Origin of the sequence: Oryzobacter faecalis, from assembly GCF_046764005.1 — a bacterium.
Taxonomy (GTDB): Bacteria; Actinomycetota; Actinomycetes; order Actinomycetales; family Dermatophilaceae; genus Oryzobacter; species Oryzobacter faecalis.
In genome coordinates this window covers 1-24,402 of record NZ_JBKOFW010000006.1, presented here as the reverse complement: position 1 = coordinate 24,402, position 24,402 = coordinate 1, and the positions used below count along the sequence as shown (strand labels likewise).

Here is a 24,402-nt window from a genome sequence, read left to right as displayed (position 1 = left end):
CTGACGTCTCCCCCTCTGTCACACCGGGTCCGGTGCTCCACAGGTGCCTGATCCGTGCGGTCCCTTGCGCCTGAGAGGTTCCGGGGAGGTTTGCCCCTTCGGCGCCCCGACGTCGTCGAGGTCTCTCCCGCACGGTGTGAGCGGCAGCGCCGAATCTACCACCGGACACGCCGACGGGCCGTCCGCCCGGACGGCCCGTCGAGGATCGTGGGAGGGGGCTGCGACCTCAGGCGAGGCGCGCGGCGCGGCGGGCGCCGAGCTCGTCGCCGGGCTGGGGAGCCTCGGCGCCGCCCTCGTGCTCGGCGCGCTCGCTCGGCAGGGCCGCGAGCTCGCCCTCGACCTCGCGCCAGACCTTGCCGACGGCGATGCCGAAGACGCCCTGACCGCCCTGGAGCAGGTCGATGACCTCGTCGTTCGAGGTGCACTCGTAGACCGAGGCGCCGTCGCTCATCAAGGTGATCTGCGCCAGGTCGTCGACGCCGCGGGCCCGCAGCACGCCGATGGCGCCGCGGATCTGCTGCAGCGAGACCCCGGTGTCGAGCAGCCGCTTGACGACCTTGAGGACGAGGATGTCGCGGAAGCCGTAGAGCCGCTGCGTGCCCGAGCCACCGGCCGGGCGGACCGAGGGCTCGACGAGCCCGGTGCGGGCCCAGTAGTCGAGCTGGCGGTAGGTGATGCCGGCCGCCTTGCAGGCCGTGGGCCCGCGGTAGCCGACCTCGTCGTCGAGCTCGGGAAGGTCGCTGGCGAACAGCACGCCCTGCGCGGGCACCGGGCCCGAGCCCTGCTGTCGCGCCTCTCCGCTGGAGACCACGCCTACCTCCTCGACTCGCCTGGACGTCACGACTGTACGCCGTGAATGACACCGACGTGACTTGTTCGTCACGGGTGTGACGGGTGTGACGCTAGGGGCAGGTGTGACGGTGGTCAACGACCGCGGGGTCCACGTGCTCACCGGCGTGTCGCGGCCGGGGAGGGGCGTCCGCCCTCCCGTCAAGGGCCGGTCTCGGTCTCGGTGTCGAAGTCGTCGGCGGAGACCTGGTCGAGGAACTCCTTGAACCGCTCGACCTCGTCGTCCTCGGTCTCGTTCATCTCGACCCCGGCCTCGTCGAGCAGGCTCTCCTCGGCGACGATCTCGGCACCGGCCCGGAGCGCGAGCGCGATGGCGTCCGAGGACCGTGACTCGATGTCGGTGCCGCCGGCGGCCGCTCCCCCGTCGAGGTCGAGCATCGCGTGGAACACCCCGTCGCGGAGCTCGACGATCCGCACGCGGGTCAGCTCGTGGCCGAGCGCGTCGATGACGTTGCGGAGCAGGTCGTGGGTGAGCGGACGTGGTGGCACGACCCCCTGCTGCGCGTAGGCGATGGCCGTCGCCTCGGCCGCCCCGATCCAGATCGGCAGGTAGCGGTCGCCGTCGCGTTCGCGCAGGAGCACGATCGGCTGGTTGGTCGGCATCTCGACCCGCACCCCGAGCACGTCCAGGACCTTCATTCCCTCACCGTACCCCCACGACCTGTCGGGTCAGGAGGTGCCGCGAAGACCCCCACGGACGAGGGCGGCGTGGAGGGTGAGGCACAGGTGCGCCACCTCGGCGGCGCGGCGCTCGGCATCGGGGCCGCGGCGACCTGCGACGGCCTGCTCGACGAGCCCGACCTCCCGGTCGGCGGCGGTCCGGAACGGCCTGAGGTGACGGGCCTGGAGACCGTGGGCGGCCAACCCGGCGGCGGCGCGGGCGACCCTGAGGTCGGCCTCACCGTGGTGTCCGTCCGGTCCGGGGCGCAGCAGCCCGTGGGCCACGAGGTCGTCGACCTCGGCGACGTGCAGGCCGCTGGCAGCGGCGAGCTCGGCGCGGGTGAGCCGCATCCGCGTGGAGGCGACGAGCTCGTCGACGGCCGGGACCGCGGGGTCTGCGGCCGGCTCGGGGGCCCGGGCGCGAAGGTCGCTCCCCTCCCCCGGGGTCAGCCCGCGGTCGAGGGCGTCGAGGTTGTCCCGGATGACGCGCAGCGGCCAGAACAGGTCACGCTGGGCCCGCAGGACGTACCGGATGCGGTCGACGTCGGCGGTGGAGAACTGCCGGTACCCGGAGCCGGTGCGCGTCGGCGTCACGAGCCCTTCGGCCTCGAGGAAGCGGACCTTGCTGATCGAGACGTCCGGGAACTCCTCGCGCAGCGCGCGCACGACCGCCCCGACGGTGAGCGGGCGGCCCGCGGCCTCCTCGGGCACCGCTGCGGTCAGGCCTGGCTCGCGTAGAAGACGAGCCGGAACTTGCCGATCTGGACCTCGTCGCCGGTCTTGAGGGTCGCCTCGTCGACGAGCTCGCGGTTGACGTAGGTGCCGTTGAGGGAGCCGACGTCGCGGACGACGAAGCCGCCACCGGTGCGCGTGAAGACCGCGTGCTTGCGCGAGACGGTGACGTCGTCGAGGAAGATGTCGCTGTCAGGGTGCCGGCCCGACATCACCTCGTCGTCGTCGAGGAGGAAGCGGGCCCCGGTGTTGGGGCCGCGCAGGACGACGAGGAGGGCGGTGCCGGGGCGCAGGGCCTCGACGGTGACGAGGTCGGCCTTGGTGAGGACGTGGTCGGTCTCGGGCACCTGCTCGACGGTCTCGCCCTGGACGGCCTGCAGCCGCATCGTCGTCGGCTCGGGGACCTGGGGGTCCTCGCGCTCGTCACTCATGTCGACCTCAGCCTCTCGTCGTCGTGCGTCCCCGGGAGTGTCACACCCTAGTTCACACCGGGTGTCGTGCCCACCTTTTGCGCCGGACGGGGCGCGGCGCGACCGCGCTCGAGGTCAGGACAGCTGCGCCTGGTAGGCGTCGACGTCGAGGAGGGCCTCGACATCGCCCGCGTCCGAGGGTCGCAGCTCGTACATCCAGCCCTCGCCGTAGGGGTCGGAGTTCACGAGCTCGGGGGTGGTGTCCAGGGCCGGGTTGACGGCCGTGACCTCGCCGCTGACCGGCGCGTAGAGGTCGCTGACCGACTTGGTCGACTCGACCTCGCCGCAGGTGTCGCCCGCCGTCACCGCGTCGCCGACGGCCGGGAGGCTGACGTAGACGACGTCACCGAGCGCCTCCTGGGCGAAGGACGTGATGCCGATGCGCACGACATCACCCTCCGAGCGCACCCACTCGTGCTCAGCGGTGTAGCGCAGGCCGGCGGGGTACTCGAGGTCGCTCATGTTGCTCCTTTGGGCAGGGCCGGGTCGGCCCGTCAGGGGGTGGTGGTGGGTACGGGCCGAGCGTACTGAGGAGGCCGGAGGGTCAGCAACGCGTCGACCTCGACCTCCTCGCGCACCTGGATGTCGGTGCTGCCCCCGGCCCGGCGGACGCTGGCCGTGACGCCGCCGGGGATCTCCATCGCGCCGGCGAGGCCGCTGCCGTCGCCGATCGCGCGGATGACGTAGGGCGGGCGCACGGTGGTCCCCGACACCGACAGGCCGCCCTCGGCCTCGGCGAACCACGTGCTCGCGACGACGCGGACGTCGCCGATCTGGATCGCCTCCGCGCCCGCGGCCCGCAGCTCCTGGACGGTGTCGAGGACGAGGGTCGGGTCGACCTTGAGGTCGGGGTCGCCGATCGTCAGCACGATGCCCGAGCCCTTCGCCGGCGCGGTGCCGGCGAGGATGCCGAGGGAGTCGAGCCGCTCACGGGCGGCCCGCTGCGCCTCGGCCTCGCTCGTCGTCTGGCTCTGCAGCCGCAGGAGCGAGGACTCCAGGCCGCGGATCTCGTCGGCCAGCTGCTCGCCGTCCTGGTCGACCCCGGCGAAGATGCGGACCAGCTCGTCCTCGCGCAGGGTGTCCAGGCCTTCGATCGAGGTCTGGCGGACCTGGGTGATGATCGCGAACCCGAGCGCCCCCGCGAGGACCATCGCGAGGAGGTTGGCGCGCGTCGCACGAGGCGACCCGGCACGCAGCAGCCGGCGCCACGCCCTCGAGGTCTCCGGCTGCTCGTCCGGGGACGCGTCGGTGACGGGGGGCTCGGTGCCGGTCATGCGTTGAACAGGTGGCGGCGGATGGCGGCGACGTTGGAGAAGATCCGGACCCCGAGGACGACGACGACCCCGGTGGACAGCTGGCTGCCGACGCCGAGCTTGTCGCCGAGGAAGACGATGAAGGCCGCGACGACGACGTTGGAGAGGAAGGAGACGACGAAGACCTTGTCGTCGAAGATGCCGTCGAGGATGGCCCGGACCGCGCCGAAGACCGCGTCGAGGGCGGCGATCACCGCGATCGGCAGGTACGGCTGGAGCCACACGGGCACGGTCGGCTGGAGGATCAGGCCGATGATGATGCCGAGCGCCAGGCCGATGGCCGGGATCACGACGGGCTCCCTTCGGGGGTGGGCGTGGGCGACGTCGAGGCCGCCCCGGAGTCAGCGGCACCAGTATCGCCGGTGCGGGCGAACCGGGTCGTCAGGCCGACGGCGGCCGGGACGGTCAGGTCGTCCCTGACCTCGGTGTCGACCCGTACCCCGAACGAGCTGCGCAGGGTCGACAGGTAGGTGCCACCCTCGCCGTCGGCGAAGTCGGCCGGGAAGCGGCCGGGGTCCCCGAGCGCCGTGATCCGGTAGGGCCGCCCGAGCGGACGGTTGTCGACGATGATCGCCGAGCCGGCGAAGCGGATGGCCGAGTTGGCGGCCAGCCGCTGGCCGTTGATGCTCACGGCCTCGGCGCCCGCGGCCCACATCGCGTTCGTGACGAACTGCAGGTCGCGCGCGAACACCCGGCCCTCGGAGGACTCCTCGTCGCTCTCGCCGTCGCCGGTGGGCGCGTCGTCCATGGTGAGGACGAACCCGGGCCCGGTGAGCGGGATCGCCCCGACGACGGCGGCGAGGTCGCGGCCCCGGCTCGCGCCGGCCGCCTCGCCGAGCTGTTCGGACTCGATCGCCGTCACCTCTGCCTGGAGCTGGGCAGCCCTGGCCCCGAGCCGGTCGACGTCGGTGCGACGCTGCTCGATCTCGCGGATGAGGTCGGCCCTGGCCTGGCTGCGCGGCTCGTTGCCCGTCGTGAGGTTGTACGAGGCGACACCGACCACGAGGCCGATGGCGACCGCGGCGACGAGCAGGCGCGGCGACGACAGCGAGGTCGACCGCGGGAGCCCTGCCGCCTCGCGGCGCTCGGCCGCCGCCGCGTACCCGGGGTCGAGCGGGCGCTCGAGCATCGTCGTCAGCAACGTCATCGACGCGTCCGGCCGGCGCGCGGGCGGGCGCTCGTCGACGCTCACGCCGCGACCGCCCTCGGCACGGCCAGGAGCCGGCGGAGCTGGAGGGCGTAGAGGATGCCGGCCAGCCAGTACAGGGCCGTGCCCCACCACACGAAGCCCCACGCGACCGGCTCCGCGACGTCCGCGAAGGTGCTCGACCCCTCGGCGAGGAGGAGGAGCGGGAAGGCGTAGAGGAGGTTGAACGTCGCGGCCTTGCCGGCGAAGTGGACCGGAAGGCCCACCCAGCCGTGGCGCTTGGCGACGAGGACCACGACCGCCATGAACGCCTCGCGCGCGAACAGGACCGCGACGAGCCACCACGGGATGATGTCCCGCCACGCCAGCCCGAGCAGGGTCGAGACGATGTAGAGGCGGTCGGCGACGGGGTCGAGGACCTGGCCGACCCGGGAGACCAGCCCGTAGTGGCGGGCGATCTTGCCGTCGAGGTAGTCGGTGGCGCCGGACGCCACGAGGAGGCCGAGGGCGAGCCCGTCGCGCTCGGTGAGGACGGCCCAGAGGAAGACCGGCACACCGACGAGCCGGAGCGCGGACAGCGCGTTCGGGACCGTGAGCACCCGGCTGCTCACGGCCTCCTGGGGGGCCCCCGTCGACATGACGGCCACTGTATGCCGTGGCGGGTCCCGCGCCCGCGGCCGTCCTAGGGTGTCGACATGACCGGCGCCCTCCTCTCCTCCTCCGAGGCCGAGCTGCGCGCGACCCGCACGAGCGTGAAGTGGGTCGCGTACCCGCCCGACGTGCTGCCCCTCTGGGTGGCCGAGATGGACGTCGCGCCCTGCCCCGCCGTCGTGCGGGCGGTCGTGGCTGCCACCGAGCGGGGCGACACCGGGTACGGGTGGGCGCCGCGGTACGCGGCCTCGGTGCTCCGCTACGCCCGCGAGACCTGGGGCTGGGCGGTCGACCCGTCGCTGACGCAGGTCGTCCCCGACGTGATGATCGGGGCCGCCGAGCTGCTGCGCCTGCTCACCGACGAGGGCGGTCCGGTCGTCGTCTCGCCCCCGGTCTACGACTCGTTCTTCGGCTTCGTCGACGCGATCGGCCGGCGTCGGGTCGACGCGCCGCTGACGGCGGACGGGCGGCTGGACCCCGACGCGCTCGGTGCGGCGTTCCGCGCGGCGACGTCGTCCGGACAGCGCGCGGCCTACCTGCTGTGCAACCCGCAGAACCCCACCGGCGTCGTGCACACGGCGGCCGAGCTGGCGCAGCTGGCCGCACTGGCGGAGGAGCACGGGGTGCGCGTGGTGTCCGACGAGATCCACGCACCGCTCGTGCACCCGGGGTCGGTGCCGTTCACCCCGTACCTGACGGTGCCGGGGGCCGAGCGCGGTCTTGCCGTGTTCTCGCCCTCGAAGGGCTGGAACCTCGCCGGGCTGAAGTCGGCGCTCGCCATCGCGGGCCCGGGCGCGCGGGCCGACCTCGCGCGCCTGCACGAGGTGCACACCCACGGGTCCTCCCACCTCGGCGCCATCGGGCACGTCGCCGCCCTCGACGAGGGCCGCGAGTGGCTGGCCCGGCTCGTCGGCGAGCTGGCGGCGAACCGGGCCCTGCTCGGCGACCTGCTGGACGAGCACCTCCCCGGGGTCCGGTGGCGGGCGCCGGAGGCGACCTACCTCGCGTGGCTCGACTGCCGCGACCTCGGTCTCGGCGACGACCCCGCCGCGGTGTTCCGGGCGCGGGGCCGGGTGGCCCTGTCGTCCGGACCGGGCTACGGCCGGGAGGCGGGGCGCGGGTTCGCCCGGCTCAACTTCGCCACCTCCCCCGAGGTCCTCGAGGAGGCCGTGCGGCGGATGGCGTCGGTCCTCTGACGCGGTGACGACGCAGGTCGCGGGCTAGGAGCGCGCCCGCCGCAGGGTCGCCCGCATGAGGGTGCGGTCGTTCGGCAGCGGCGCACGGTCGATGCCCTCGAGCGTGACGTCCCCGGAGGCGAACACCGCCATCTCGGCCTCGTCGAGGAGCCAGGGCGGCCCGTCCTGCGGGGACTCCCCCGGTTCGCGGGCGATCTGGCAGGCGAGGAGCGTGCCCCCCGGTGCGAGGAGGGCGCGGACCCCGGCAGCGGCCTCCTCGCGAACGGCCGGCGTCAGGGCCTGGACGGTGAACACCTCGAGGACGAGGTCGAAGGCTCCCCGAAGGTCGTCGGGCAGGGCGAGGAGGTCGGCGACGCGGTAGTCCACGGCGCTGCCCGGGTGGCGGCCCCGGGCGAGCTCGACCGCGCTGGGCGAGACGTCGAAGGCCGTGGTCACCCAGCCCCGGGCGGCGAGGTGCTCGGCATCGTGGCCGAGGCCCGCGCCGATGACGACGGCGCGGCGGCCGCCGCCGTCTCCCTGCGCGTCGACGACCTCCGCGACGGCGGGGTAGGGCCCCTCGCGGTCCCACGGGGTGTCCATCTCGTCGCGGACCGCGGCCGACCACAGCTCCTCGAACCAGCGGGTCGGCTCGCCGTCGGCGGCGGCCGCCTGCCCCAGCCGGTCCGCGGCGGGCCCCCACGCGCGCTCGTCACCCATGCCCACCGACCCTAGGCCCCACCCCCCGGGGCGTCACACCTTTCCCGCCTGATGCCGGAACCTTGTGCTGGGCACGGGAACGTAACTGGTGCCATCCTCAACGTTCCCGTGTCATGGGGTGGAGCGACCTCGTCCCGGGTCGCCTCGGGCCTCGGGGTGACAGCCGAGGGGGGCTACTCGTCGGACAGGGGGCCAGACAGGACGCCGCGGGTCCGGCCAGCTCCTTCGTCGCAACCCGAAGCCCGCTCCCTGCATCCTGTCGCCCGACAAGGGACGAGGCCCTGCTGGATCGACTCCGTCGAATCCAGCAGGGCCTCGTCGCGCTGTCGGGCTGACAGGATTTGAACCTGCGACCCCTTGACCCCCAGTCAAGTGCGCTACCAAGCTGCGCCACAGCCCGTGGCTGCCCCCTCGCGGGAGCGTCGAAACCTTATCCCACACGACCCGGCGCGACCCAATCGCGCCTGACGCGTGGGCGACCCCCTTCGTGGCACCGGAAGCTTCGGTGGGGCACCCCGAACTTCGGGGTGCCCCACCGAAGCTTCCGGCATCAGGCGGGAAAGCTGGGACAGCGGCGGGTCAGCGGCGGGAGCGCTTCTCGCGGACGCGGACCGAGATCTCGATCGGGGTCCCCTCGAAGCCGAACTCCTCGCGCAGGCGGCGCTCGACGAACCGGCGGTACCCGGCCTCGATGAAGCCCGACGCGAAGAGCACGAACCGCGGCGGGCGGGTTCCGGCCTGGGTGGCGAACAGGATGCGGGGCTGCTTGCCGCCGCGCACCGGGTGCGGGTGCGCCGCGACGACCTCGCCGAGGAAGGCGTTGAGGCGTCCGGTGGAGATGCGCGTCTCCCACGACTCCAGGGCCGTGTCGAGCGCCGGCACGAGCTTCTCCATGTGCCGGCCGGTGCGGGCCGAGACGTTGACCCGCGGAGCCCACGGGATCTGCACGAGGTCGCGCTCGATCTCGCGCTCGAGGAAGTGGCGCCGCTCCTCGTCGGTGAGGTCCCACTTGTTGTAGGCGATGACGAGGGCGCGCCCGGAGTCGATGACCTGCTGGATGACGCGGATGTCCTGCTCGGTGATGGTCTCGCTGGCGTCGACGAGGACGACCGCGACCTCCGCCTTCTCCAGCGCCGTCTGGGTGCGCAGCGAGGCGTAGAAGTCGGCGCCGCGGGTCTGGTGGACGCGGCGGCGGATCCCGGCGGTGTCGACGAAGCGCCAGGTGCGCCCGCGCAGCTCGATGAGCTCGTCGACGGGGTCCCGGGTCGTGCCGGCGACGTTGTCGACGACGACGCGCTCGGAGCCGGCGAGCTTGTTGAGCATCGAGGACTTGCCGACGTTGGGCCGCCCGAGGAGGGCGACGCGCCGGGGCCCGCCGCGCTCGTAGGCGCCACCGGCCTGAGAGAACTCGGGGAGGACGTCGAGGAGGGCGTCGAGCGCGTCGCCGCTCCCCCGCCCGTGGAGGGCCGAGACGGGCCACGGCTGGCCGAGGCCGAGGTTCCACAGGGCGGCGGCGTCGGCCTCGGTGCGCTGGTCGTCGACCTTGTTGGCGACGAGCACGACGGGCTTCCCGGAGCGGCGCAGCAGCTTGACGACGGACTCGTCGTCGTCGGTGGCGCCGACGGTGGCGTCGACGACGAAGAGCACGGCGTCGGCGAGCTCGACGGCGATCTCGGCCTGCTCGGCGACACGCAGGTGGATGCCCGTGGCGTCGACCGCCCAGCCGCCGGTGTCGACGAGGGTGAAGCGGGTGCCCGTCCACTCGGCGTCGTAGGCGACGCGGTCGCGGGTGACGCCCGGGACGTCCTCGACGACCGCCTCGCGGCGGCCGATGATCCGGTTGACGAGGGTCGACTTGCCGACGTTGGGGCGCCCGACGACCGCGACGACCGGGACGGGGCCGGTGGCCTCCTCGGTGTCGACCTCGGTGCCGTCGCGGTCGAGGAGGACGCGGTCGTCCTCGGAGAGCTCGAACTCCTCGAGACCGACCCGCAGCGCGCGCTCGACGGCTGCGGGGTCCTGGGTCTGCGTGGTGGGGTCCTCGGTGCTCATCCGTCCATTCTCCCCCACGCCGGAGGGTGCCCCGGACCACCCGGGCGGCCAGCGAGAGCCACCCGGGGCCGGGCCGTGGGGGGCGTCATCCCCCGCTGTACCGCGAGCTACCGCCTGGTAGGTGTCGTGATCACGGCATCTACCAGGCGGTAGGTCGCGAACGAGGGCGGGGCGGGGTCAGTCGACGAGGTCGGGCGGGACGTCGGTGGGCAGCGGGATGCCGTGGAGCTCGGCCGCGGCGTGGACGTGGGCCACGAGCGCCTCGCGGATCTGCTCGGTGGCGAGCTCGAGCCGGACCCGCCCCGGAAGGCCGGCCGGGAGGTCGAGGACGACCGGCTCGCCGAGGTCGACGACCAGCCGGGAACGCAGCGGCGGCCACCACGCCGCCAGCTCGCCGGTGCGGCGGGTCCCGAGGCAGGCCGTCGGCACCACGACCGCGCCCGACTGCAGCGCCAGCCACGCGACACCCTTCCCCGCGGACGCGAGGTCACCGCGACCCCGCCCGCCCTCGGGGAAGATGCCGACAACTCCCCCGCGTCCGAGTACCTCCAGTGCCTGACCGAGCGCCTGGCGGTCACCACGCCCCTGGTCGATGGGGATCTGGCCGCTCCAGCGGAGCAGGTGCCCGACGAACCCCTCGAAGGTCTTCGCGAGGACGAGGAAGTGCGAGGGGCGGGGAGCCATCGCGAGGACGACCGCGCCGTCGAGGTACCCGGTGTGGTTGGCGGCCAGCACCACCGGCCCCCGGCCGGGGACGTTGGCGGACCCGACAGCCCGCGCCGAGTACAGGCCGCGGACGAGGACGCGGCCGACGACGTGCCCGGCTCTCGCGCGCCACGGCGCGGGCGCCGGAACCTCGTTCACGCGGGCCGCCGCCCGGGCACGGTCCGGCTCACCCGACGGGCTCGGCCGTCTCTGCGGCGACGACGTCGAGGACGGCCTCCACGCTCTCGTCGAAGTCGAGCTCGGAGGTGTCGACGAGGGTCACGCCGGGGGCCGCCTCGGTGAACGAGGACACCGTCGAGTCGTCCCGGTCGCGGCGCACGACCTGGTCGCGGGTGGCCTCGACCGCCGTGGCGTCGGTCGCGCCGTGGAGCTCGGCCGAGCGGCGCCGCAGCCGGGCGTCCTCCGACGCGGTGAGGAGGACGCGCACCCGCGCGTCCGGTGCCACGACGGTGGTGATGTCGCGGCCCTCGGCGACGACGCCGCCGGACTGCTCGGCGGCACGCGCCATGAGGTCGCGCTGCAGCACCCGGAGCACCGAGCGGACCTCGAGGTTCGTCGCGACGGCCGACACGGCGGTGCTGACCCGCGTCGAGCGGATCGCCTCGCCGACGTCGGTCCCGTCGACCGTCACCGTCGGGTCGTCGGGGTCGGTCGAGATGACGAGCGGCAGCTCGCGCGCCGCGGCCGCGACGGCCTCGGTGTCCGACAGGTCGAGCCCGCGCTCGAGGCACCACCACGTGAGCGCCCGGTACATGGCGCCGGTGTCGAGGTAGCCGACGCCGAGGCGACGGGCGACGGCCTTGGACACGCTGCTCTTGCCGGAGCCGGACGGGCCGTCGATCGCGATCGTCAGGGGTGCGGTCATGGGCCGTCAGCCTAGTGGCGCACCACGACGGTGCTGCGCGTGACCCGCCCCGGCTGCGCGGGCCGCCTGCCCCGTGGCCTGCCTCAGCCGTGGATCCGCCAGCCCCGCTCCTCGAGCGCGTCGGCGAGGCCGGCCGCGGCCGCGGGCACGACGTCGACCTCGGCGAGGCCGAACGGCTGGCCGAGCCCGTGGTCGAGGTGGAACTCCTCGATGTTCGTCCCGATGGCCCCGATGTCGGCGAACAGCCGGCCGAGCTGCCCCGGCTCGTCGGGGATGAGCACGCGCACCGTCTCGTACGAGGTGGGCGCGGCGCCGTGCTTGCCGGGGATGCGGGCGTGCCCGGCGTTCCCGGCGGCGATGGCACGGGCGAGCGTCCCCCGCGCCCCGGGGGCGTCGGCGGACGACGACAGCTCGTCGAGGGCGCCGACGACCCGTTCGAGGTCGGCGGCGAGGTCGGCGAGCACGGTCCGCACCGCGGGGGCGTTGCCCGCGAGGATCTGGGTCCACAGGTGCGGGTCGCTGGCCGCGATGCGCGTGACGTCGCGCAGCCCCTGCCCCGCGAGGGCCACGGCTCTCTCGTCGAGCGCCTCGAGCCGGGCCGCGACGAGGCTCGCCGCGAGCTGCGGGACGTGCGAGACCGCGGCGACGGCCGCGTCGTGGCGCTCCGGGTCCAGGACGCTGACCGCCGCGCCGACCGAGCGGGCCACGGCGGTGACCAGCTCGGTGACCGCCGGGTCGGTCTCGGCGGTCGGGGTGAGGACCCAGGCCCGGCCGTCGAACAGGTCGTGCCGTCCCGACACCGCGCCCGACCGCTCGCGGCCCGCCATCGGGTGGGACCCGCAGTAGCGGGACAGGTCGGTGCCGGCCGCGCGGAGCGCGTCGAGGACGGTGCCCTTGACCGACGCGACGTCGGTGACCGCCGCCCGCGGGAACCGGGCGAGCACGTCGGCCACGACCGCCGCGGTGACGTCGGGCGGGGTCGCGACGACGACGAGGTCGGGGTCCGGGGCCGGGCCACCGGGACCGGGGAGCCGCCCGGCGCCGAGGTCGCGCGCCAGCGCCTCGTGCGTGGGGCTGATGTCTTCGAGGGTCACGTCGTCGCCGCGCCGCGACAGCGCGAGGCCCAGGCTCGTCCCGACGAGCCCGGTGCCGACGACGTGGACCGAGGTCACAGGTCGGCGGCCGCGTACAGCGCCGCGACCTCGGCCGTCGACAGGTTGCGCCACTTCCCGGGCTTGGTGTCGCCGAGGTGGATGGGGCCGACCTGGGTGCGGACGAGGGTGATGACGGGGTGCCCGACCTCGGCGAGCATCCGGCGCACGATGTGCTTGCGCCCCTCGTGGAGCACGACCTCGACGAGCGCCTTGCCCGGCGCGTGGTCGACGATCCGGAACGAGTCGACGGCGACGGGGCCGTCCTCGAGCTCGATGCCCTCGCGCAGCCGCTTGCCGAGGTCACGGGCGACCGGGCCGGGGATCTGCGCCAGGTAGGTCTTGAGGACGCCGTAGCGCGGGTGCTGGAGCCGGTGCGCGAGGTCGCCGTCGTTGGTGAGGAGGAGCAGCCCCTCGGTGTCGGCGTCGAGGCGGCCGACGTGGAACAGGCGCTCCTTGCGGTTCGCCACGAAGTCGCCGATGTCGACCCGGCCTAGCTCGTCGCTCATCGAGGTGACGACACCGAGCGGCTTGTTGAACGCGAGGTACACCCGCGACTCGTCGAGCTGGACCCGCACGCCGTCGACGTGCACGGTCTGGGTGGGCAGGATCCGCACGCCGAGCTCGGTGACGACCTGGCCGTCGACCTCGACGCGTCCCGCCGTGATGAGGTCCTCGCAGACCCGCCGCGAACCGACCCCCGCCGCGGCGAGCAGCTTCTGCAGCCGCACGCCGTCCGGGTCGTGGACGTCGATGACGGGGCGTGCCGGCGCCGCCTTGGGGCGCGTCGGCTGGCTCGGCTTGGTCGTCCCGACGCCGAAGCGGTGGTCGCGCGGGCCCTTGCCCGCACCGCCGCCGGCCCCGCGGGGACCGCCCTTCCCGGGCTTGCCGCCCTGGCCGGCACCGGCGCCACCGCGCCCACGTCCTCCGGAGCGTCCGCCGCCCTTGCCGGACGGTGCTCCTCCACGACTCTTCGGCGGGGTCATCCCCGGCCTCCTTCGGCGATCTCGTCGAGCATGTCGACCTCGGGCAGGTAGGGGGCGAGCGCCGGGAGGTCGTCGAGGCTCTGCAGCCCCAGGCGCTCGAGGAAGTACGACGTCGTGCCGTACAGGGTGGCAGTGGACTCGGGGTCGTGCCCGAGCTCCTCGATGAGGCCGCGGCTCAGCAGCGTGCGGATGACGCCGTCGACGTTGACGCCGCGCACGGCGGCCACGCGGGAGCGCGACACCGGCTGGCGGTAGGCGATGACGGCGAGCGTCTCGAGCGAGGCCTGGGTCAGCCGGGCCTGCTGGCCGTCGAGGACGAACCGCTCGACGACGGGGGCGTACTCGTGACGGCTGTACATCCGCCAGCCGCCGCCGACCTGGCGCAGCGTGAAGCCGCGGTTCTGCGCGGCGTAGCCGTCCTCGAGCTCGCCGAGCGCGGCCTCGACGTCGGCGACGGGCCGCTCGAGCGCCGATGCCAGCGACACCGAGGTCACCGGCTCGTCGACGACCATGAGGACGGCCTCGAGGGCCCCGTGGATGCCGCCCGGGAAGTCGGCGACGTCGAAGGCGAGCTGCTCCTCCGCGGCCACGGGCGCCGGCTCGGGCGCCTCGTCGGCGGGCGGGGGCTCGTGCTCACTCATCGGGGTCCTCCTCGGTCGGGGTCTGGTCGGTCGTCTCGTCGAACTCGTCGGTGACCTCGATGTCGCCCTCCTCGGGGCCGGTCCACCGCACGGTCAGCTCGCCGAGCGCCTCGGCCTGCTCGAAGGAGATGGCCCGCTCGCGGAACAGCTCGAGGAGCGCGAGGAAGCGGGCCACGACGACGAGCGTGGAGTCGGCGTCGGCGACGAGGGTGCGGAACGAGGCCACCCGCTCACGTCGCAGCCGCTGCCCGATGACGCCCGCCTGCTCGCGGACGCTGACCTGCGGCGCGTGGAGGTGACCCAGCCCCACGGTCGGGACCGGCTTGGGCGTCAGGGCCCGGGCCGCGACCATCGCGAGCTGCTCGGGGGTGATGGTGATGACGAGCTCGGGCAGCAGTGCGGCGAGGTGCGGTTCGAGCGCCGCGGTGCGCGGGTGGCGGCGACCGGCCGTCATCATCCGCTCGCCGAAGGTGTGGGCGATGTCCTTGAAGGCGCGGTACTGCAGCAGGCGCGCGAAGAGGATGTCGCGGGCCTCGATGAGCGCGAGGTCCTCCTCGTCCTCCGGCCCGGCCTGGGGCAGCAGGCGGGCCGCCTTGAGGTCGAGCAGCGTCGCCGCGACGAGGAGGAACTCGGTCGCCTGCGACAGGTCCCACCCGCCGGGCTTGGCCTGCTCGACCCGGATGTGCGCGATGAAGTCGTCGGTGACCCGCGCGAGCGCGATCTCGGTGATGTCGAGCCTGTGCTTGCTGATCAGGCCGAGCAGCAGGTCGAACGGGCCGCTGAAGTTGTCGAGGCTGACCTCGAACGCGGTCGCGGGAGCGCGCCGGGTGAGGACGCCCCCGGGGGTGACGTCGTGGTCCGGGACCGGCGGCTCGCCGCCCCCGGTGTCAGCGGGGGGCGTCGTCATCGGATCAGGCCGCCCCACCGCGGGCGATGAGCTCGCGGGCCAGCTGCCGGTAGGCGTCGGCCCCCTTGTGCGTCCCGTCGTAGGTCGTGATCGGCTCCGCGGCGAGGGTCGCGTCGGGGAACTTCACGGTGCGTGAGATGACCGTGTGGAAGACGTCGTCGCCGAAGTGCTCGACGACGCTCGCGACGACCTCGCGCGAGTGCAGCGTGCGGCCGTCGTACATCGTCGCGAGGATGCCGTCGACCTGCAGGCGCGGGTTGAGCCGGTCGGTGATCTTCTCGATCGTCTCGACGAGCAGGGCGACACCGCGCATCGCGAAGAACTCGCACTCGAGCGGGATGATGACGCCGTGCGCCGCGGTGAGGGCGTTGACGGTGAGCAGGCCGAGCGAGGGCTGGCAGTCGACGAGGACGACGTCGTACTCGTCGAGGACGGGGCGCAGCACGCGGGCGAGGATCTGCTCGCGCGCGACCTCACCGACGAGCTGGACCTCGGCGGCGGAGAGGTCGATGTTCGCCGGGAGGACGTCGAGGTCGGCGACCTTCGTCTTCTGGATGACGTCGCGCACGTCGTGCCCGCGCTCGATGAGCAGGTTGTACACCGTGACGTCGAGCTCGTTGACGTTGATCCCGAGGCCGACGGAGAGGGCGCCCTGCGGGTCGAAGTCGACGAGGAGGACGCGACGCCCCTGCTCGGCGAGGGCTGCCCCGAGGTTGATGGTCGTCGTCGTCTTGCCGACGCCGCCCTTCTGGTTGCACATCGCGATGATCCGGGCGGGCCCGTGGGAGGCGAGCGGAGCCGGTTCGGGGAAGTCGGGGAGGGGGCGGCCGGTGGGGCCGACCTGGCCGGCGGTGCGGATCTCGAACGCCGCGTCGGAATCCAACTCTCTTCTCTCCCCGGGTGGCGGTGGTGGTGCTGCGGTCAGCCTCGCGCTGATCGTCGCCGACCCTATCAGCGCGCGCACGGCGTCCGACGGACGCGCGCCGTCCGGGGGGACGGCACTGAGCCCCGTTCGCGGTGGGGATGCCCCATGCTGGGGCGATGGGGACGAGGCCGCACACGAGGATCCTGTCGCGCCTGGCCACCGAGCACCTGGGGCCCGCGGGGCTGGTCCGCCGGGGACGCGGCCGGGTGTGGCTCGACGACCACGGCTGGTGGGTCGGCGTCGTCGAGCTGCAGCCCTCGGGGTTCTCGCGCGGGACGCACCTCGACGTCGGTGTCACCTGGCCGTGGCACGTGGGCGAGGACGAGCCGCACCTCTCGCTGGGCGAGCCCGTACGGGTCGGGCGCTTCGCCCCGTACGAGTCCGAGGAGCAGTTCGCGGCCGACGTCGAGGAGCTGCTCCGCGGCGGGCTGGCGGAGGTCGAGGAACGCCGCCGGGCGAACGCCACCCCGGCTGCGGCCGCCTCGCGGGTCGGCTCCGGGGCGGAGGTCGTGGGCTGGCCGACGTGGGACGCGGCCGTCCTCCACGGGATCGCCGGGGACGGGGCGCAAGCGGCGGCGCTCTTCGGAGCGGTCGCGTCCGGCGACGAGGAGGTCGGCTGGTGGCGCCCGGTTCGCGAGCGCGCGGACGCGTGGCGGACGCTCGTGACGGCCGACCCGGATGCCTTCCGGGCCGAGCTGGGCGGCGTCATCCGCAGGACGCGAGCCGGCCTGGGGCTCGACCCCGACCACCCGGCCCTCGCAGCCGCCCTCCCCTGACCCGCACTGCGCACTGGTCTCAGCGGGCGCGGGGGTGGCTCTGCGCGTAGACCTCCCGCAGCCGCTGCACCGTGACGAGGGTGTACACCTGCGTCGTCGTCACCGAGGCGTGCCCGAGGAGCTCCTGCACGACGCGGACGTCGGCCCCTCCCTCGAGCAGGTGGGTGGCGAAGCTGTGCCGCAGCGTGTGGGGCGAGAGGTGCCCGGTGAGGTGGGCCCGCTCGGCCGCGGCCCGCAGCACCGCCCACGCGCTCTGGCGCGACAGCCGGGCCCCGCGGGTGTTGAGGAAGAGGGCCGGCGTCCCGCGCCCCTCCGCCGCGAACGCCGGTCTCCCCCGGACGAGGTACGCCTCGAGGGCCGCGGCCGCGAACGAGCCGAGCGGCACGACGCGCTCCTTGCCGCCCTTGCCGCGCAGCCGCACCACGCCGTCCTCCCCGAGCACGTCGTCGACGTCGAGACCGGTCGCCTCCGAGATGCGCGCCCCCGTGCCGTACAGCACCTCCAGCAGCGCCCGGTCGCGCAGCGACGCGGGCGTGTCGCCGACCGAGGCCGCGTCGAGCAGCCGCTCGACGTCCTCGACGGCGATCGCCTTGGGCAGGCGCGACGGCGGGGTCGGAGGGCTGACCCGGCGGGCCGGGTCCACGTCGAGGACGCCCTCGAGCGCGAGGAAGCGGTGCAGCCCGCGGACGGCGACGAGGGTGCGCGCGGCGGAGGTCGCGGCGAGCGGCGGGTGCTCGTCGTCGCCCTCGCGAAGCCGCGCGAGGAACTCGGACACGTGGGGCTCGCGGACGTCCTCCGGCCGCTCGACCCCCTGGGCGGCGAGGTAGCCGGTCCACCGCGCGAGGTCGCGACGGTACGCGGCGAGGGTGTGGCGCGAGAGCCCGCGCTCGACGTCGAGGTGGGTCAGCCACGCGTCGACGGCCCGCCCCACCGCGGTGGGGCGGGCCGTCGGCGTGCTGCCGGGGTCGGTCAGGACAGGGCCTCGTCGATCGAGATGCTGTCCATGCCGAAGGCCTCGGCGACGGCGGCGTACGTGACGTGGCCGCCGTGGGTGTTCAGGCCGAGGGCGAGGGCGGGGTCGGCCCTGCTCGCCGCACGCCAGCCCTGGTCGGCGAGCTTCGTCGCATACGCCAGCGTGGCGTTCGTCAGCGCCCACGTCGAGGTGTGGGGCACGGCGCCGGGCATGTTGGCGACGCAGTAGTAGATCGACTCGTGGACCTGGAAGGTCGGGTCGGCGTGCGTCGTGGGGCGGCTGTTCTCGAAGCAGCCACCCTGGTCGATGGCGACGTCGACGAGGACCGAGCCGGGCTTCATCTCGGCCACCATCGCGTCGGTGACGAGCTTGGGGGCCTTGGCGCCCGGGATGAGGACGGTGCCGATGACGAGGTCGGCCTCGAGCACCTGCTCCCGCACCGACATCGCCGACGACGCGATCTGGGCGACGCGGTTGTCGTAGCGCCAGAAGCTCATCCGCAGCTTGTCCAGGTCGGTGTCGAGGAGGGTGACGCTGGCACCCATCCCGAGGGCGATGTTCGCGGCGTTCTGGCCGGCCACACCGGCGCCGAGGACGACGACCTTGGCATTCGCGACACCGCCGATGCCGCCCATGAGGACACCGCGCCCGCCCTGCGCCTTCATCATCGCGTGCGCGCCGACCTGGGGCGCGAGGCAGCCCGCGACCTCCGACATCGGGTACAGCAGCGGCAGCAGGCCCGAGGGCAGCTGGACCGTCTCGTAGGCGATGGAGGTGACCTTCTTGTCGACGAGCTCGCGGGTGAGCGGCTCGTCGGCGGCGAGGTGGAGGTACGTGAACAGGGTCAGGCCCTCGCGCAGGCGGTGGTACTCCTCGGCCACCGGCTCCTTGACCTTCATGACCATGTCGGCCTCGCCCCACACGTCGTCGGCCGAGCCGATGATCGTGGCGCCCTGCGAGACGTACTCGTCGTCGGTGATCGAGGACCCGAGACCGGCCCCCTTCTGGACGAGGACGTCGTGGCCGCGACGGACGAGCTCGTGCACCCCGACCGGCGTGATGCCGACGCGGAACTCGTTGTTCTTGACCTCGCTGGGGATGCCGACCTTCATGTGAGTGGGGCCCTGTCTGATCGTCGGGGCGACGGGGCTCCGTTGCCCCGAACACCGCGCCCGGTCGAGCGCGATGCGAGTCTAGACCCGGCCCGAGACCGTCCCCGACCACGGGAGGACCCCCCATGAAGCCCTACAGCGACCTGCCCGTCCGCCGCACCCGGCAGGTCCTCGCGGACCTGCTCGTCGTCGCCTGGGTGGTGCTGTGGGTGTGGGTCGGCGGCGTCGTCCACGACGCGGTCGCGGTGCTCGCCGGGCCCGGGCGCGAGCTCGCCGGGGCGGGCAGCAGCTTCCGCGGCACGATGACGTCGGCGGGCGACTCGGTCGACGACCTGCCCCTGCTCGACGACCGGATCGCGGAGCCGTTCCGGACCGCGGCCGGGGCCGGCGCCGGCATCGAGGAGGCGGGCAACTCCTTCGCCGACGCCGTCGAGACCTCGGCGGTCGTCCTCGGGGTCGTGGCGGCGGCCGTGCCGATCGTCCTCGTCGTCCTCTGGTGGCTCGTCGTGCGGGTGCGGTTCGCCCGGCGGGCCGGTGCGGCGCAGCGGTCCGTCGACGGAGCACCGGACCTCGACCTGTTCGCCCTGCGGGCCATGGCGAACCAGCCGATGGAGCGCCTCGCGAGGGTCACCCACGACCCGGCGGGCGCCTGGCGCCGGGGGGAGCCGGACGTCGTGCGCGCCCTCGCGGTGCTCGAGCTGCGCGAGTGCGGCATCAAGCCCCCTCCGGTGCCCGCCGTCAGCGGGTGACGACCGCCGGGCGGAGGTCGACCTCGGGGCAGGTCCAGGTGGCGGCGTCGGCGTCGACCTGCTCGCCCGAGCGGATGTCCTTGACCTGGTCGCCGGACTCCCCCGCCCCGGGGAACCACACGAACGGGATGCCCCGCCGGTCGGCGTAGCGGATCTGCCTGCCGAACTTCGCCGCGCTCGGGGCGACCTCGCACGGGATGCCCCGCGCCCGAAGGGCCGTTGCGACCGCGCGTGACCGCCCGCGCGACTCCTCGTCGACGACCGCGACGAGCACGGCCGCCGGCGTCGACCGCGACGCCGTGAGGCCCCGCTTCGCCACGAGGAGGTGGACGAGCCGGGTCAGGCCGATGGAGATGCCGACTCCCGGGTAGGTGGTGCGGCCGTCGGAGGCCAGCGAGTCGTAGCGCCCGCCGGAGCAGACCGAGCCCCACACCTCGGACCCGAGGAGCTGGGTCTCGTAGACGGTGCCCGTGTAGTAGTCGAGCCCGCGGGCGACGGACAGGTCGGCGACGAGCGTGCCGGGTGCCTGCTCCAGACCCGCGGCGATGACGGCCGACAGCGCCTCGAGGCCGGCATCGAGCGTGGGGTGCGAGACCCCGAGCGCCCGCACCTGCGAGACGAACCCGAGGTCCTCCGTGCGGATGGCGGCGAGCGCGAGGCAGAGCCGGGCCTGCTCGTCGCTCGCCCCCGCCTCGACGAGCAGTGCGGCGACCTCCTCGGGCCCGATCTTCGCCAGCTTGTCGACGATGCGCAGCGTCCCCGCGACGTCCTCGAGCCCGATGCCGAGGTAGAACCCCTCAGGAACCTGCCGGTTGTTCACCTGGATGCGGAACTCGCCCACGGGCAGCCGGCGGAACGCCTCGGCGATGACGAGCGGCATCTCGGCCTCGAAGTGCGGGGCGAGCTCGCCGACGTCGACGACGTCGATGTCGGCCTGGGTGAACTCGCGGAACCGTCCCTCCTGCGGCCGCTCCCCGCGCCAGACCTTCTGCACCTGGTAGCGCCGGAACGGGAAGGCGAGCCTGCCGGCGTTCTCGAGGACGTAGCGCGCGAACGGCACCGTGAGGTCGAAGTGCAGCCCAAGCTCGGCATCGCGGCCCGAGCCGCCCTCGTCTGCGAGCCGGCTGATGGCGTAGATCTCCTTGTCGGCGTCCCCGCCCTTTCCGAGGAGGCGCTCGACCGGCTCGACCGCCCTCGTCTCGAGCGGCGCGAACCCGTGCAGCTCGAAGACCTCGCGGACGACGTCGAGGAAGTGCAGCTCGAGGAGGCGCTCGGCGGGCAGGAGCTCGGGGAACCCGGAGATCGGGGTCACCTTGGTGGCGGGAGGGGTCACGCGGTCAATCCTCGCAGGTACGGGTTGGTGGCCCGCTCGCGGCGCATGGTCGTCGCCGGGCCGTGCCCCGTGAGGACGAGCGTGGAGTCGGGCAGCGGGAGGACGACCTCGCGCAGTGAGCGCTGCATCGCGACGTCGGAGCCCCCCGCGAGGTCGGTACGGCCGATCGAGCCGGCGAAGAGGACGTCGCCGCTCACCACCGTGCGGTCCAACCCCTCGTCGGCCGGGAGGCCCTCGGGCACGGTCGGCAGGCCGAACATCACCGATCCCTCGGTGTGGCCCGGCGCGTGGAGCACCTCCACCTCCAGGCCCGCCAGGGAGAGCACCTCGCGGTCGCCGATCTCGACGACGTGCTCGGGCTCGCGCCACGTGGCCGTCCCGCCGAACTGCGCCTCGAACATCGCGAGGGTGCCGGGCGCCACCAGCGCGAGGGGGTCGCCGAGCCGGTAGCGGTCGTCGGTGTGGATGTAGGCCGCGGTGTCCCCTCCGCAGACCGGCGCCACCGACCAGACGTGGTCGAGGTGGCCGTGGGTGAGCAGGACGGCGGCGGGCCGCAGCCGGTGCTCGAGGAGCACCTCGCGCAGGGTGTCCTCGACCCCGATCCCCGGGTCGACGACGACGCACTCCTCCCCCGGACCCGCCGCGAGGACGTAGCAGTTGGTGGCGAACGCGGCGGCGGGAAAGGCGACGGCGAGCACGCTGCGAGCGTAGCCGCCGACGCCTGCCTAGACTGACCGGCGTCACGGCCCAGGAGGAGGACCACGGGTGACCAAGCAGCAGGAACGCGCCCGCGCGCGACGCCGGTACGAGAAGGTGCGACGCCGCGAGGCGCAGCGTGCCGCCGACCGCGCGCGACGCCTCCGGGTCGCCGCCGCGACCGGGACGGTGCTCGTCGTCGTCGCGGCCCTGGCCCTCGCCGGCTGGTGGTTCTCGCAGGAGGAGCCCGCGTCGAGCACGGCCCAGCCGTCGACCGCAGCCGGGTGCGTGGCGCCGCCCGCCCCGCTGGGCACGAGCGCGCAGCTCGAGCTCCCCGACAAGAGGACCGCCGAGGGCAGGACGTTCGTCGCCACGGTGACGACCAACTGCGGTGACCTCGAGCTCACCCTGGACGGTGCCAAGGCGCCCCAGGCCGTCGCGTCCTTCCTCGAGCTGGCGCGCCAGAACTACTGGCGCAACGGCCCCTGCCACCGCCTCACGGCGTCCGAGGGCCTCAAGGTCCTCCAGTGCGGTGACCCCACCGGCACCGGCCAGGGCGACCCCGGGTACGGCTTCGGCGTCGAGAACGCCCCGGCGGACGGCGCCTACCCGCGCGGCACCCTCGCGATGGCCCGCACCTCCGACGCCGAGAAGGGCACCGGCGGCCAGTTCTTCATCGTCTACGGCGACTCCTCCCTGCCGGACCCCGACGGGTACACCGTGTTCGGCACGGTGACCAAGGGGTTGGATATCGTCGATCGCATCGCTGCCGCCGGGATCGCTCCCGGCGGGTCCAGCCCCACCGACGGCGCCCCCGCCGCACCGATCAGCATCCTCACGGTTGCTGTCACCGAGAAGAAGGCCTGACCGTGTCTGACGACCAGCCCACGCCCCGCCCGACGATCCCCTCGCCGGCCGCCCTCGCCGGACGGGTCCATGCCCGCCCGGTCGCGGCGCCGGCGCCGGTGAACCACTCGGAGTCGGCGCGCTTCGGCCGGGTCGACGAGGAGGGTCACGTCTTCGTCACCGTCGAGGGCGAGGGCGAGCGCGAGGTCGGGTCGTACCCGGACGCCACGCCGGAGGAGGCGCTGCAGTACTTCGCGCGCAAGTACGACGAGCTGGCCGCCTCCGCCGAGCTGCTCGAGGCGCGCCTGGCCAACCCGGACGTCTCCGCCAAGGAGGTCGCCGACGGCCTCGCCACGCTCAAGGAGCACATCGCCGAGGCCAACGTCGTCGGGGACCTCCCGGCGCTGCACGCCACCGTCGAGCGCGTCGAGGCGGGCCTGGAGGGCAAGCGCAGCCAGGAGGCAGAGCACCGCGCCGCCGCACGCGCCGAGGCCGCCGAGCAGCGCGAGGCCATCGTCGCCGAGGCGGAGAAGATCGCCGCGCAGCCGCCGGGCTCGACCCAGTGGAAGACGAGTGGCGAGCGGATGCGCGCCCTGCTCGACGAGTGGAAGCAGCACCAGCGCTCCGGGGCCAAGCTCGACAAGGGCACCGAGACGGCGCTGTGGCAGCGCTTCAGCCATGCGCGCAACACCTTCGACAAGGCCCGCCGCTCCTGGTTCGCCGACCTCGAGTCGACCCGCGCCGACGCCAAGGCCGCCAAGGAGCAGCTCGTCGCCGAGGCCGAGGCCCTGTCCACGAGCACCGACTGGGCCGCCACGGCCCGCTCGTACAAGCAGCTGATGGACCGCTGGCGGACCGCCGGACGCGCCGCGCGGGCCGACGACGACGCCCTCTGGGAGCGGTTCCGCTCCGCCCAGGACACCTTCTTCAGCCGCAAGGACGAGGTCGCGGCGGCCGAGGACGAGGAGTTCCGCGGCAACCTCGCCGTCAAGGAGGAGCTGCTCACCGAGGCCGAGGCCATCCTGCCGGTCACGGACCTCGAGGCCGCCAAGGCCGCCCTCCGCTCGGTCCAGGAGCGCTGGGAGCAGGCCGGCAAGGTGCCGCGCGGAGACCTCGAGCGCGTCGAGAAGCGGATGCGCCGCGTCGAGGCCGCCGTCCGCGAGGCCGAGGACGCCCGGTGGAAGCAGACCAACCCCGAGGTCGCGGCCCGCGCCCGGTCGATGGTCGACCAGCTCGAGGCGTCGGTCGCGTCGCTCGAGGCCGAGGTGGCCGCCGCCGAGGCCAAGGGCGACGCGAAGAAGGCCGAGGCGGCTCGCGGCCGCCTCGAGGCCCAGCAGGTCTGGCTCGACCAGGCCCGCGCCGGTCTCGACGAGTTCGGCGGCTGACCGCCGCCAGCAGCGGGGCCGGCGAACGAGGGACGTCTCCGGGACACCAAGGAACGCCAGGTCGCGACGGGGTCGCCGCGGCGCACCGCTGCGGCGGTGGTCACGATCGTCAGGCCCGAGGACGTCGCGGGCGTCGACATCACGCTGCCCTGCGCCGCCTGCCCGCCCGACGGCTGGGTCCCGATCCGGCGGCTGGGTCCCGATCCGGCGGCGGGTCCTCGTTCGGCGGCCGCGTCCCGGTCCGGCGTCCGGGTTGCGATCCGGGAGCAGCTTGGTCCGCGGACTACGCTTTGCTTTCCCACGCGACGCAAAGCGTGAGACAGGCCCCCTTGCCTCCCCACCCGAGGCAAAGCGCGAGACAGGCCCCCCCTTGCCTCCCCACCCGAGGCAAAGCGCGAGACAGGCCCCCCCTTGCCTCCCCACCCGAGGCAAAGCGCGAGACAGGCCCCCCCTTGCCTCCCCACCCGAGGCAAAGCGCGAGACAGGCCCCCCCTTGCCTCCCCACCCGAGGCAAAGCGCGAGACAGGCCCCCCCTTGCCTCCCCACCCGAGGCAAAGCGCGAGAC

Annotated in this window: 27 protein-coding genes, 1 tRNA gene and 1 riboswitch; of the genes, 5 read left to right on the top strand and 23 right to left on the bottom strand. The window is 74.1% G+C overall.

From position 1 onward, the window contains the following. Positions 1–47 precede the first annotated feature (47 nt). Positions 48–140, bottom strand: a riboswitch (glycine riboswitch). 86 nt (positions 141–226) lie between these two features. The 9 genes from ACK8HX_RS12415 to ACK8HX_RS12375 form a co-directional block, all read right to left on the bottom strand. Beyond that, complete coding sequence (locus ACK8HX_RS12415) at positions 227–811, bottom strand: MerR family transcriptional regulator (protein WP_411941019.1); 585 nt, start codon at positions 809–811, stop codon at positions 227–229. Between the two features lie 179 nt (positions 812–990). Beyond that, positions 991–1,488: a bifunctional nuclease family protein gene (locus ACK8HX_RS12410; RefSeq protein ID WP_411941018.1), complete on the bottom strand. Its 498-nt coding sequence runs from the start codon at positions 1,486–1,488 to the stop codon at positions 991–993. A gap of 30 nt (positions 1,489–1,518) precedes the next feature. Continuing rightward, positions 1,519–2,220, bottom strand: coding sequence for a transcriptional regulator FtsR (ftsR, locus tag ACK8HX_RS12405; RefSeq protein ID WP_411941017.1), 702 nt, complete (start codon positions 2,218–2,220; stop codon positions 1,519–1,521). Positions 2,221–2,228: 8 nt separating this feature from the next. Beyond that, positions 2,229–2,672 (bottom strand): FHA domain-containing protein, encoded by a 444-nt coding sequence (locus ACK8HX_RS12400; RefSeq protein ID WP_411941016.1) that lies wholly within the window; start codon positions 2,670–2,672, stop codon positions 2,229–2,231. Positions 2,673–2,786: 114 nt separating this feature from the next. Continuing rightward, positions 2,787–3,173 carry a glycine cleavage system protein GcvH gene (gene gcvH / locus ACK8HX_RS12395; protein ID WP_411941015.1) on the bottom strand — a complete coding sequence of 129 codons (387 nt, stop codon included), beginning with the start codon at positions 3,171–3,173 and terminating at the stop codon, positions 2,787–2,789. A 32-nt stretch (positions 3,174–3,205) separates the two neighbouring features. Next, on the bottom strand, positions 3,206–3,985 hold the full coding sequence (locus ACK8HX_RS12390; RefSeq protein WP_411941014.1) for a DUF881 domain-containing protein: 780 nt from the start codon (positions 3,983–3,985) through the stop codon (positions 3,206–3,208). Beyond that, on the bottom strand, positions 3,982–4,314 hold the full coding sequence (locus ACK8HX_RS12385; RefSeq protein ID WP_392542152.1) for a small basic family protein: 333 nt from the start codon (positions 4,312–4,314) through the stop codon (positions 3,982–3,984). The genes ACK8HX_RS12390 and ACK8HX_RS12385 overlap by 4 nt, the downstream gene beginning before the upstream one ends. Further along, positions 4,311–5,216 (bottom strand): DUF881 domain-containing protein, encoded by a 906-nt coding sequence (locus ACK8HX_RS12380; protein ID WP_411941013.1) that lies wholly within the window; start codon positions 5,214–5,216, stop codon positions 4,311–4,313. Before ACK8HX_RS12380 ends, ACK8HX_RS12385 begins: the two co-directional genes overlap by 4 nt. Then, positions 5,213–5,809: a CDP-alcohol phosphatidyltransferase family protein gene (locus ACK8HX_RS12375; RefSeq protein WP_411941012.1), complete on the bottom strand. Its 597-nt coding sequence runs from the start codon at positions 5,807–5,809 to the stop codon at positions 5,213–5,215. The genes ACK8HX_RS12380 and ACK8HX_RS12375 overlap by 4 nt, the downstream gene beginning before the upstream one ends. Before the next feature lie 57 nt (positions 5,810–5,866). Here ACK8HX_RS12375 and ACK8HX_RS12370 point away from each other — a divergent pair, with 57 nt between their 5' ends. Then, the gene (locus ACK8HX_RS12370; RefSeq protein WP_411941011.1) at positions 5,867–7,018 is read left to right on the top strand and encodes a MalY/PatB family protein; all 1,152 of its coding nucleotides are present in this window, start codon (positions 5,867–5,869) and stop codon (positions 7,016–7,018) included. A gap of 24 nt (positions 7,019–7,042) precedes the next feature. On the opposite strand, the gene ACK8HX_RS12365 is transcribed toward ACK8HX_RS12370, so the two are convergent. The 10 genes from ACK8HX_RS12365 to ACK8HX_RS12320 form a co-directional block, all read right to left on the bottom strand. Then, entirely contained in the window at positions 7,043–7,714 is a 672-nt protein-coding gene (locus ACK8HX_RS12365) for a class I SAM-dependent methyltransferase (RefSeq protein ID WP_411941010.1), read from the bottom strand. A gap of 326 nt (positions 7,715–8,040) precedes the next feature. Continuing rightward, positions 8,041–8,114: transfer RNA gene (locus ACK8HX_RS12360), tRNA-Pro, on the bottom strand. Positions 8,115–8,293: 179 nt separating this feature from the next. Continuing rightward, the gene (der, locus tag ACK8HX_RS12355; RefSeq protein ID WP_411941009.1) at positions 8,294–9,766 is read right to left on the bottom strand and encodes a ribosome biogenesis GTPase Der; all 1,473 of its coding nucleotides are present in this window, start codon (positions 9,764–9,766) and stop codon (positions 8,294–8,296) included. A gap of 177 nt (positions 9,767–9,943) precedes the next feature. Continuing rightward, the gene (locus ACK8HX_RS12350; protein WP_411941008.1) at positions 9,944–10,630 is read right to left on the bottom strand and encodes a lysophospholipid acyltransferase family protein; all 687 of its coding nucleotides are present in this window, start codon (positions 10,628–10,630) and stop codon (positions 9,944–9,946) included. A gap of 28 nt (positions 10,631–10,658) precedes the next feature. Beyond that, entirely contained in the window at positions 10,659–11,357 is a 699-nt protein-coding gene (gene cmk, locus ACK8HX_RS12345; protein ID WP_411941007.1) for a (d)CMP kinase, read from the bottom strand. 83 nt (positions 11,358–11,440) lie between these two features. Beyond that, the gene (locus ACK8HX_RS12340; RefSeq protein WP_411941006.1) at positions 11,441–12,529 is read right to left on the bottom strand and encodes a prephenate dehydrogenase; all 1,089 of its coding nucleotides are present in this window, start codon (positions 12,527–12,529) and stop codon (positions 11,441–11,443) included. Next, positions 12,526–13,494 carry a pseudouridine synthase gene (locus ACK8HX_RS12335; protein WP_411941005.1) on the bottom strand — a complete coding sequence of 323 codons (969 nt, stop codon included), beginning with the start codon at positions 13,492–13,494 and terminating at the stop codon, positions 12,526–12,528. The genes ACK8HX_RS12340 and ACK8HX_RS12335 overlap by 4 nt, the downstream gene beginning before the upstream one ends. Continuing rightward, on the bottom strand, positions 13,491–14,135 hold the full coding sequence (gene scpB, locus ACK8HX_RS12330) for an SMC-Scp complex subunit ScpB (protein ID WP_411941004.1): 645 nt from the start codon (positions 14,133–14,135) through the stop codon (positions 13,491–13,493). Before scpB ends, ACK8HX_RS12335 begins: the two co-directional genes overlap by 4 nt. Continuing rightward, the gene (locus ACK8HX_RS12325) at positions 14,128–15,042 is read right to left on the bottom strand and encodes a segregation and condensation protein A (RefSeq protein ID WP_411941003.1); all 915 of its coding nucleotides are present in this window, start codon (positions 15,040–15,042) and stop codon (positions 14,128–14,130) included. Before ACK8HX_RS12325 ends, scpB begins: the two co-directional genes overlap by 8 nt. A 4-nt stretch (positions 15,043–15,046) precedes the next feature. Beyond that, on the bottom strand, positions 15,047–15,925 hold the full coding sequence (locus ACK8HX_RS12320) for a ParA family protein (protein ID WP_411941002.1): 879 nt from the start codon (positions 15,923–15,925) through the stop codon (positions 15,047–15,049). A 158-nt stretch (positions 15,926–16,083) separates the two neighbouring features. Here ACK8HX_RS12320 and ACK8HX_RS12315 point away from each other — a divergent pair, with 158 nt between their 5' ends. Next, entirely contained in the window at positions 16,084–16,743 is a 660-nt protein-coding gene (locus ACK8HX_RS12315; RefSeq protein ID WP_411941001.1) for a hypothetical protein, read from the top strand. Positions 16,744–16,762: 19 nt separating this feature from the next. Here ACK8HX_RS12315 and xerD read toward each other — a convergent pair whose 3' ends face one another. Together xerD and ald are read right to left on the bottom strand one after the other, a co-directional pair. Further along, positions 16,763–17,674 carry a site-specific tyrosine recombinase XerD gene (gene xerD, locus ACK8HX_RS12310; protein WP_411941000.1) on the bottom strand — a complete coding sequence of 304 codons (912 nt, stop codon included), beginning with the start codon at positions 17,672–17,674 and terminating at the stop codon, positions 16,763–16,765. Positions 17,675–17,712: 38 nt separating this feature from the next. Next, positions 17,713–18,828, bottom strand: a complete 1,116-nt coding sequence (gene ald, locus ACK8HX_RS12305) for an alanine dehydrogenase (RefSeq protein WP_411940999.1) — start codon at positions 18,826–18,828, stop codon at positions 17,713–17,715. Between the two features lie 125 nt (positions 18,829–18,953). Here ald and ACK8HX_RS12300 point away from each other — a divergent pair, with 125 nt between their 5' ends. Further along, positions 18,954–19,577, top strand: coding sequence for a hypothetical protein (locus ACK8HX_RS12300; protein ID WP_411940998.1), 624 nt, complete (start codon positions 18,954–18,956; stop codon positions 19,575–19,577). Here the strand turns inward: ACK8HX_RS12300 and hisS are convergent. Beyond that, a complete protein-coding gene (gene hisS, locus ACK8HX_RS12295) occupies positions 19,567–20,910 on the bottom strand; it encodes a histidine--tRNA ligase (RefSeq protein ID WP_411940997.1) in 1,344 nt (447 codons plus the stop codon). The two genes, ACK8HX_RS12300 and hisS, sit on opposite strands and share 11 nt — an antisense overlap. After that, entirely contained in the window at positions 20,907–21,608 is a 702-nt protein-coding gene (locus ACK8HX_RS12290; RefSeq protein WP_411940996.1) for an MBL fold metallo-hydrolase, read from the bottom strand. Before ACK8HX_RS12290 ends, hisS begins: the two co-directional genes overlap by 4 nt. Positions 21,609–21,675: 67 nt before the next feature. Here ACK8HX_RS12290 and ACK8HX_RS12285 point away from each other — a divergent pair, with 67 nt between their 5' ends. Next, positions 21,676–22,473, top strand: coding sequence for a peptidylprolyl isomerase (locus ACK8HX_RS12285; protein WP_411940995.1), 798 nt, complete (start codon positions 21,676–21,678; stop codon positions 22,471–22,473). Between the two features lie 2 nt (positions 22,474–22,475). After that, positions 22,476–23,837, top strand: a complete 1,362-nt coding sequence (locus tag ACK8HX_RS12280) for a DUF349 domain-containing protein (protein WP_411940994.1) — start codon at positions 22,476–22,478, stop codon at positions 23,835–23,837. The last annotated feature ends 565 nt before the right edge of the window (positions 23,838–24,402 follow it).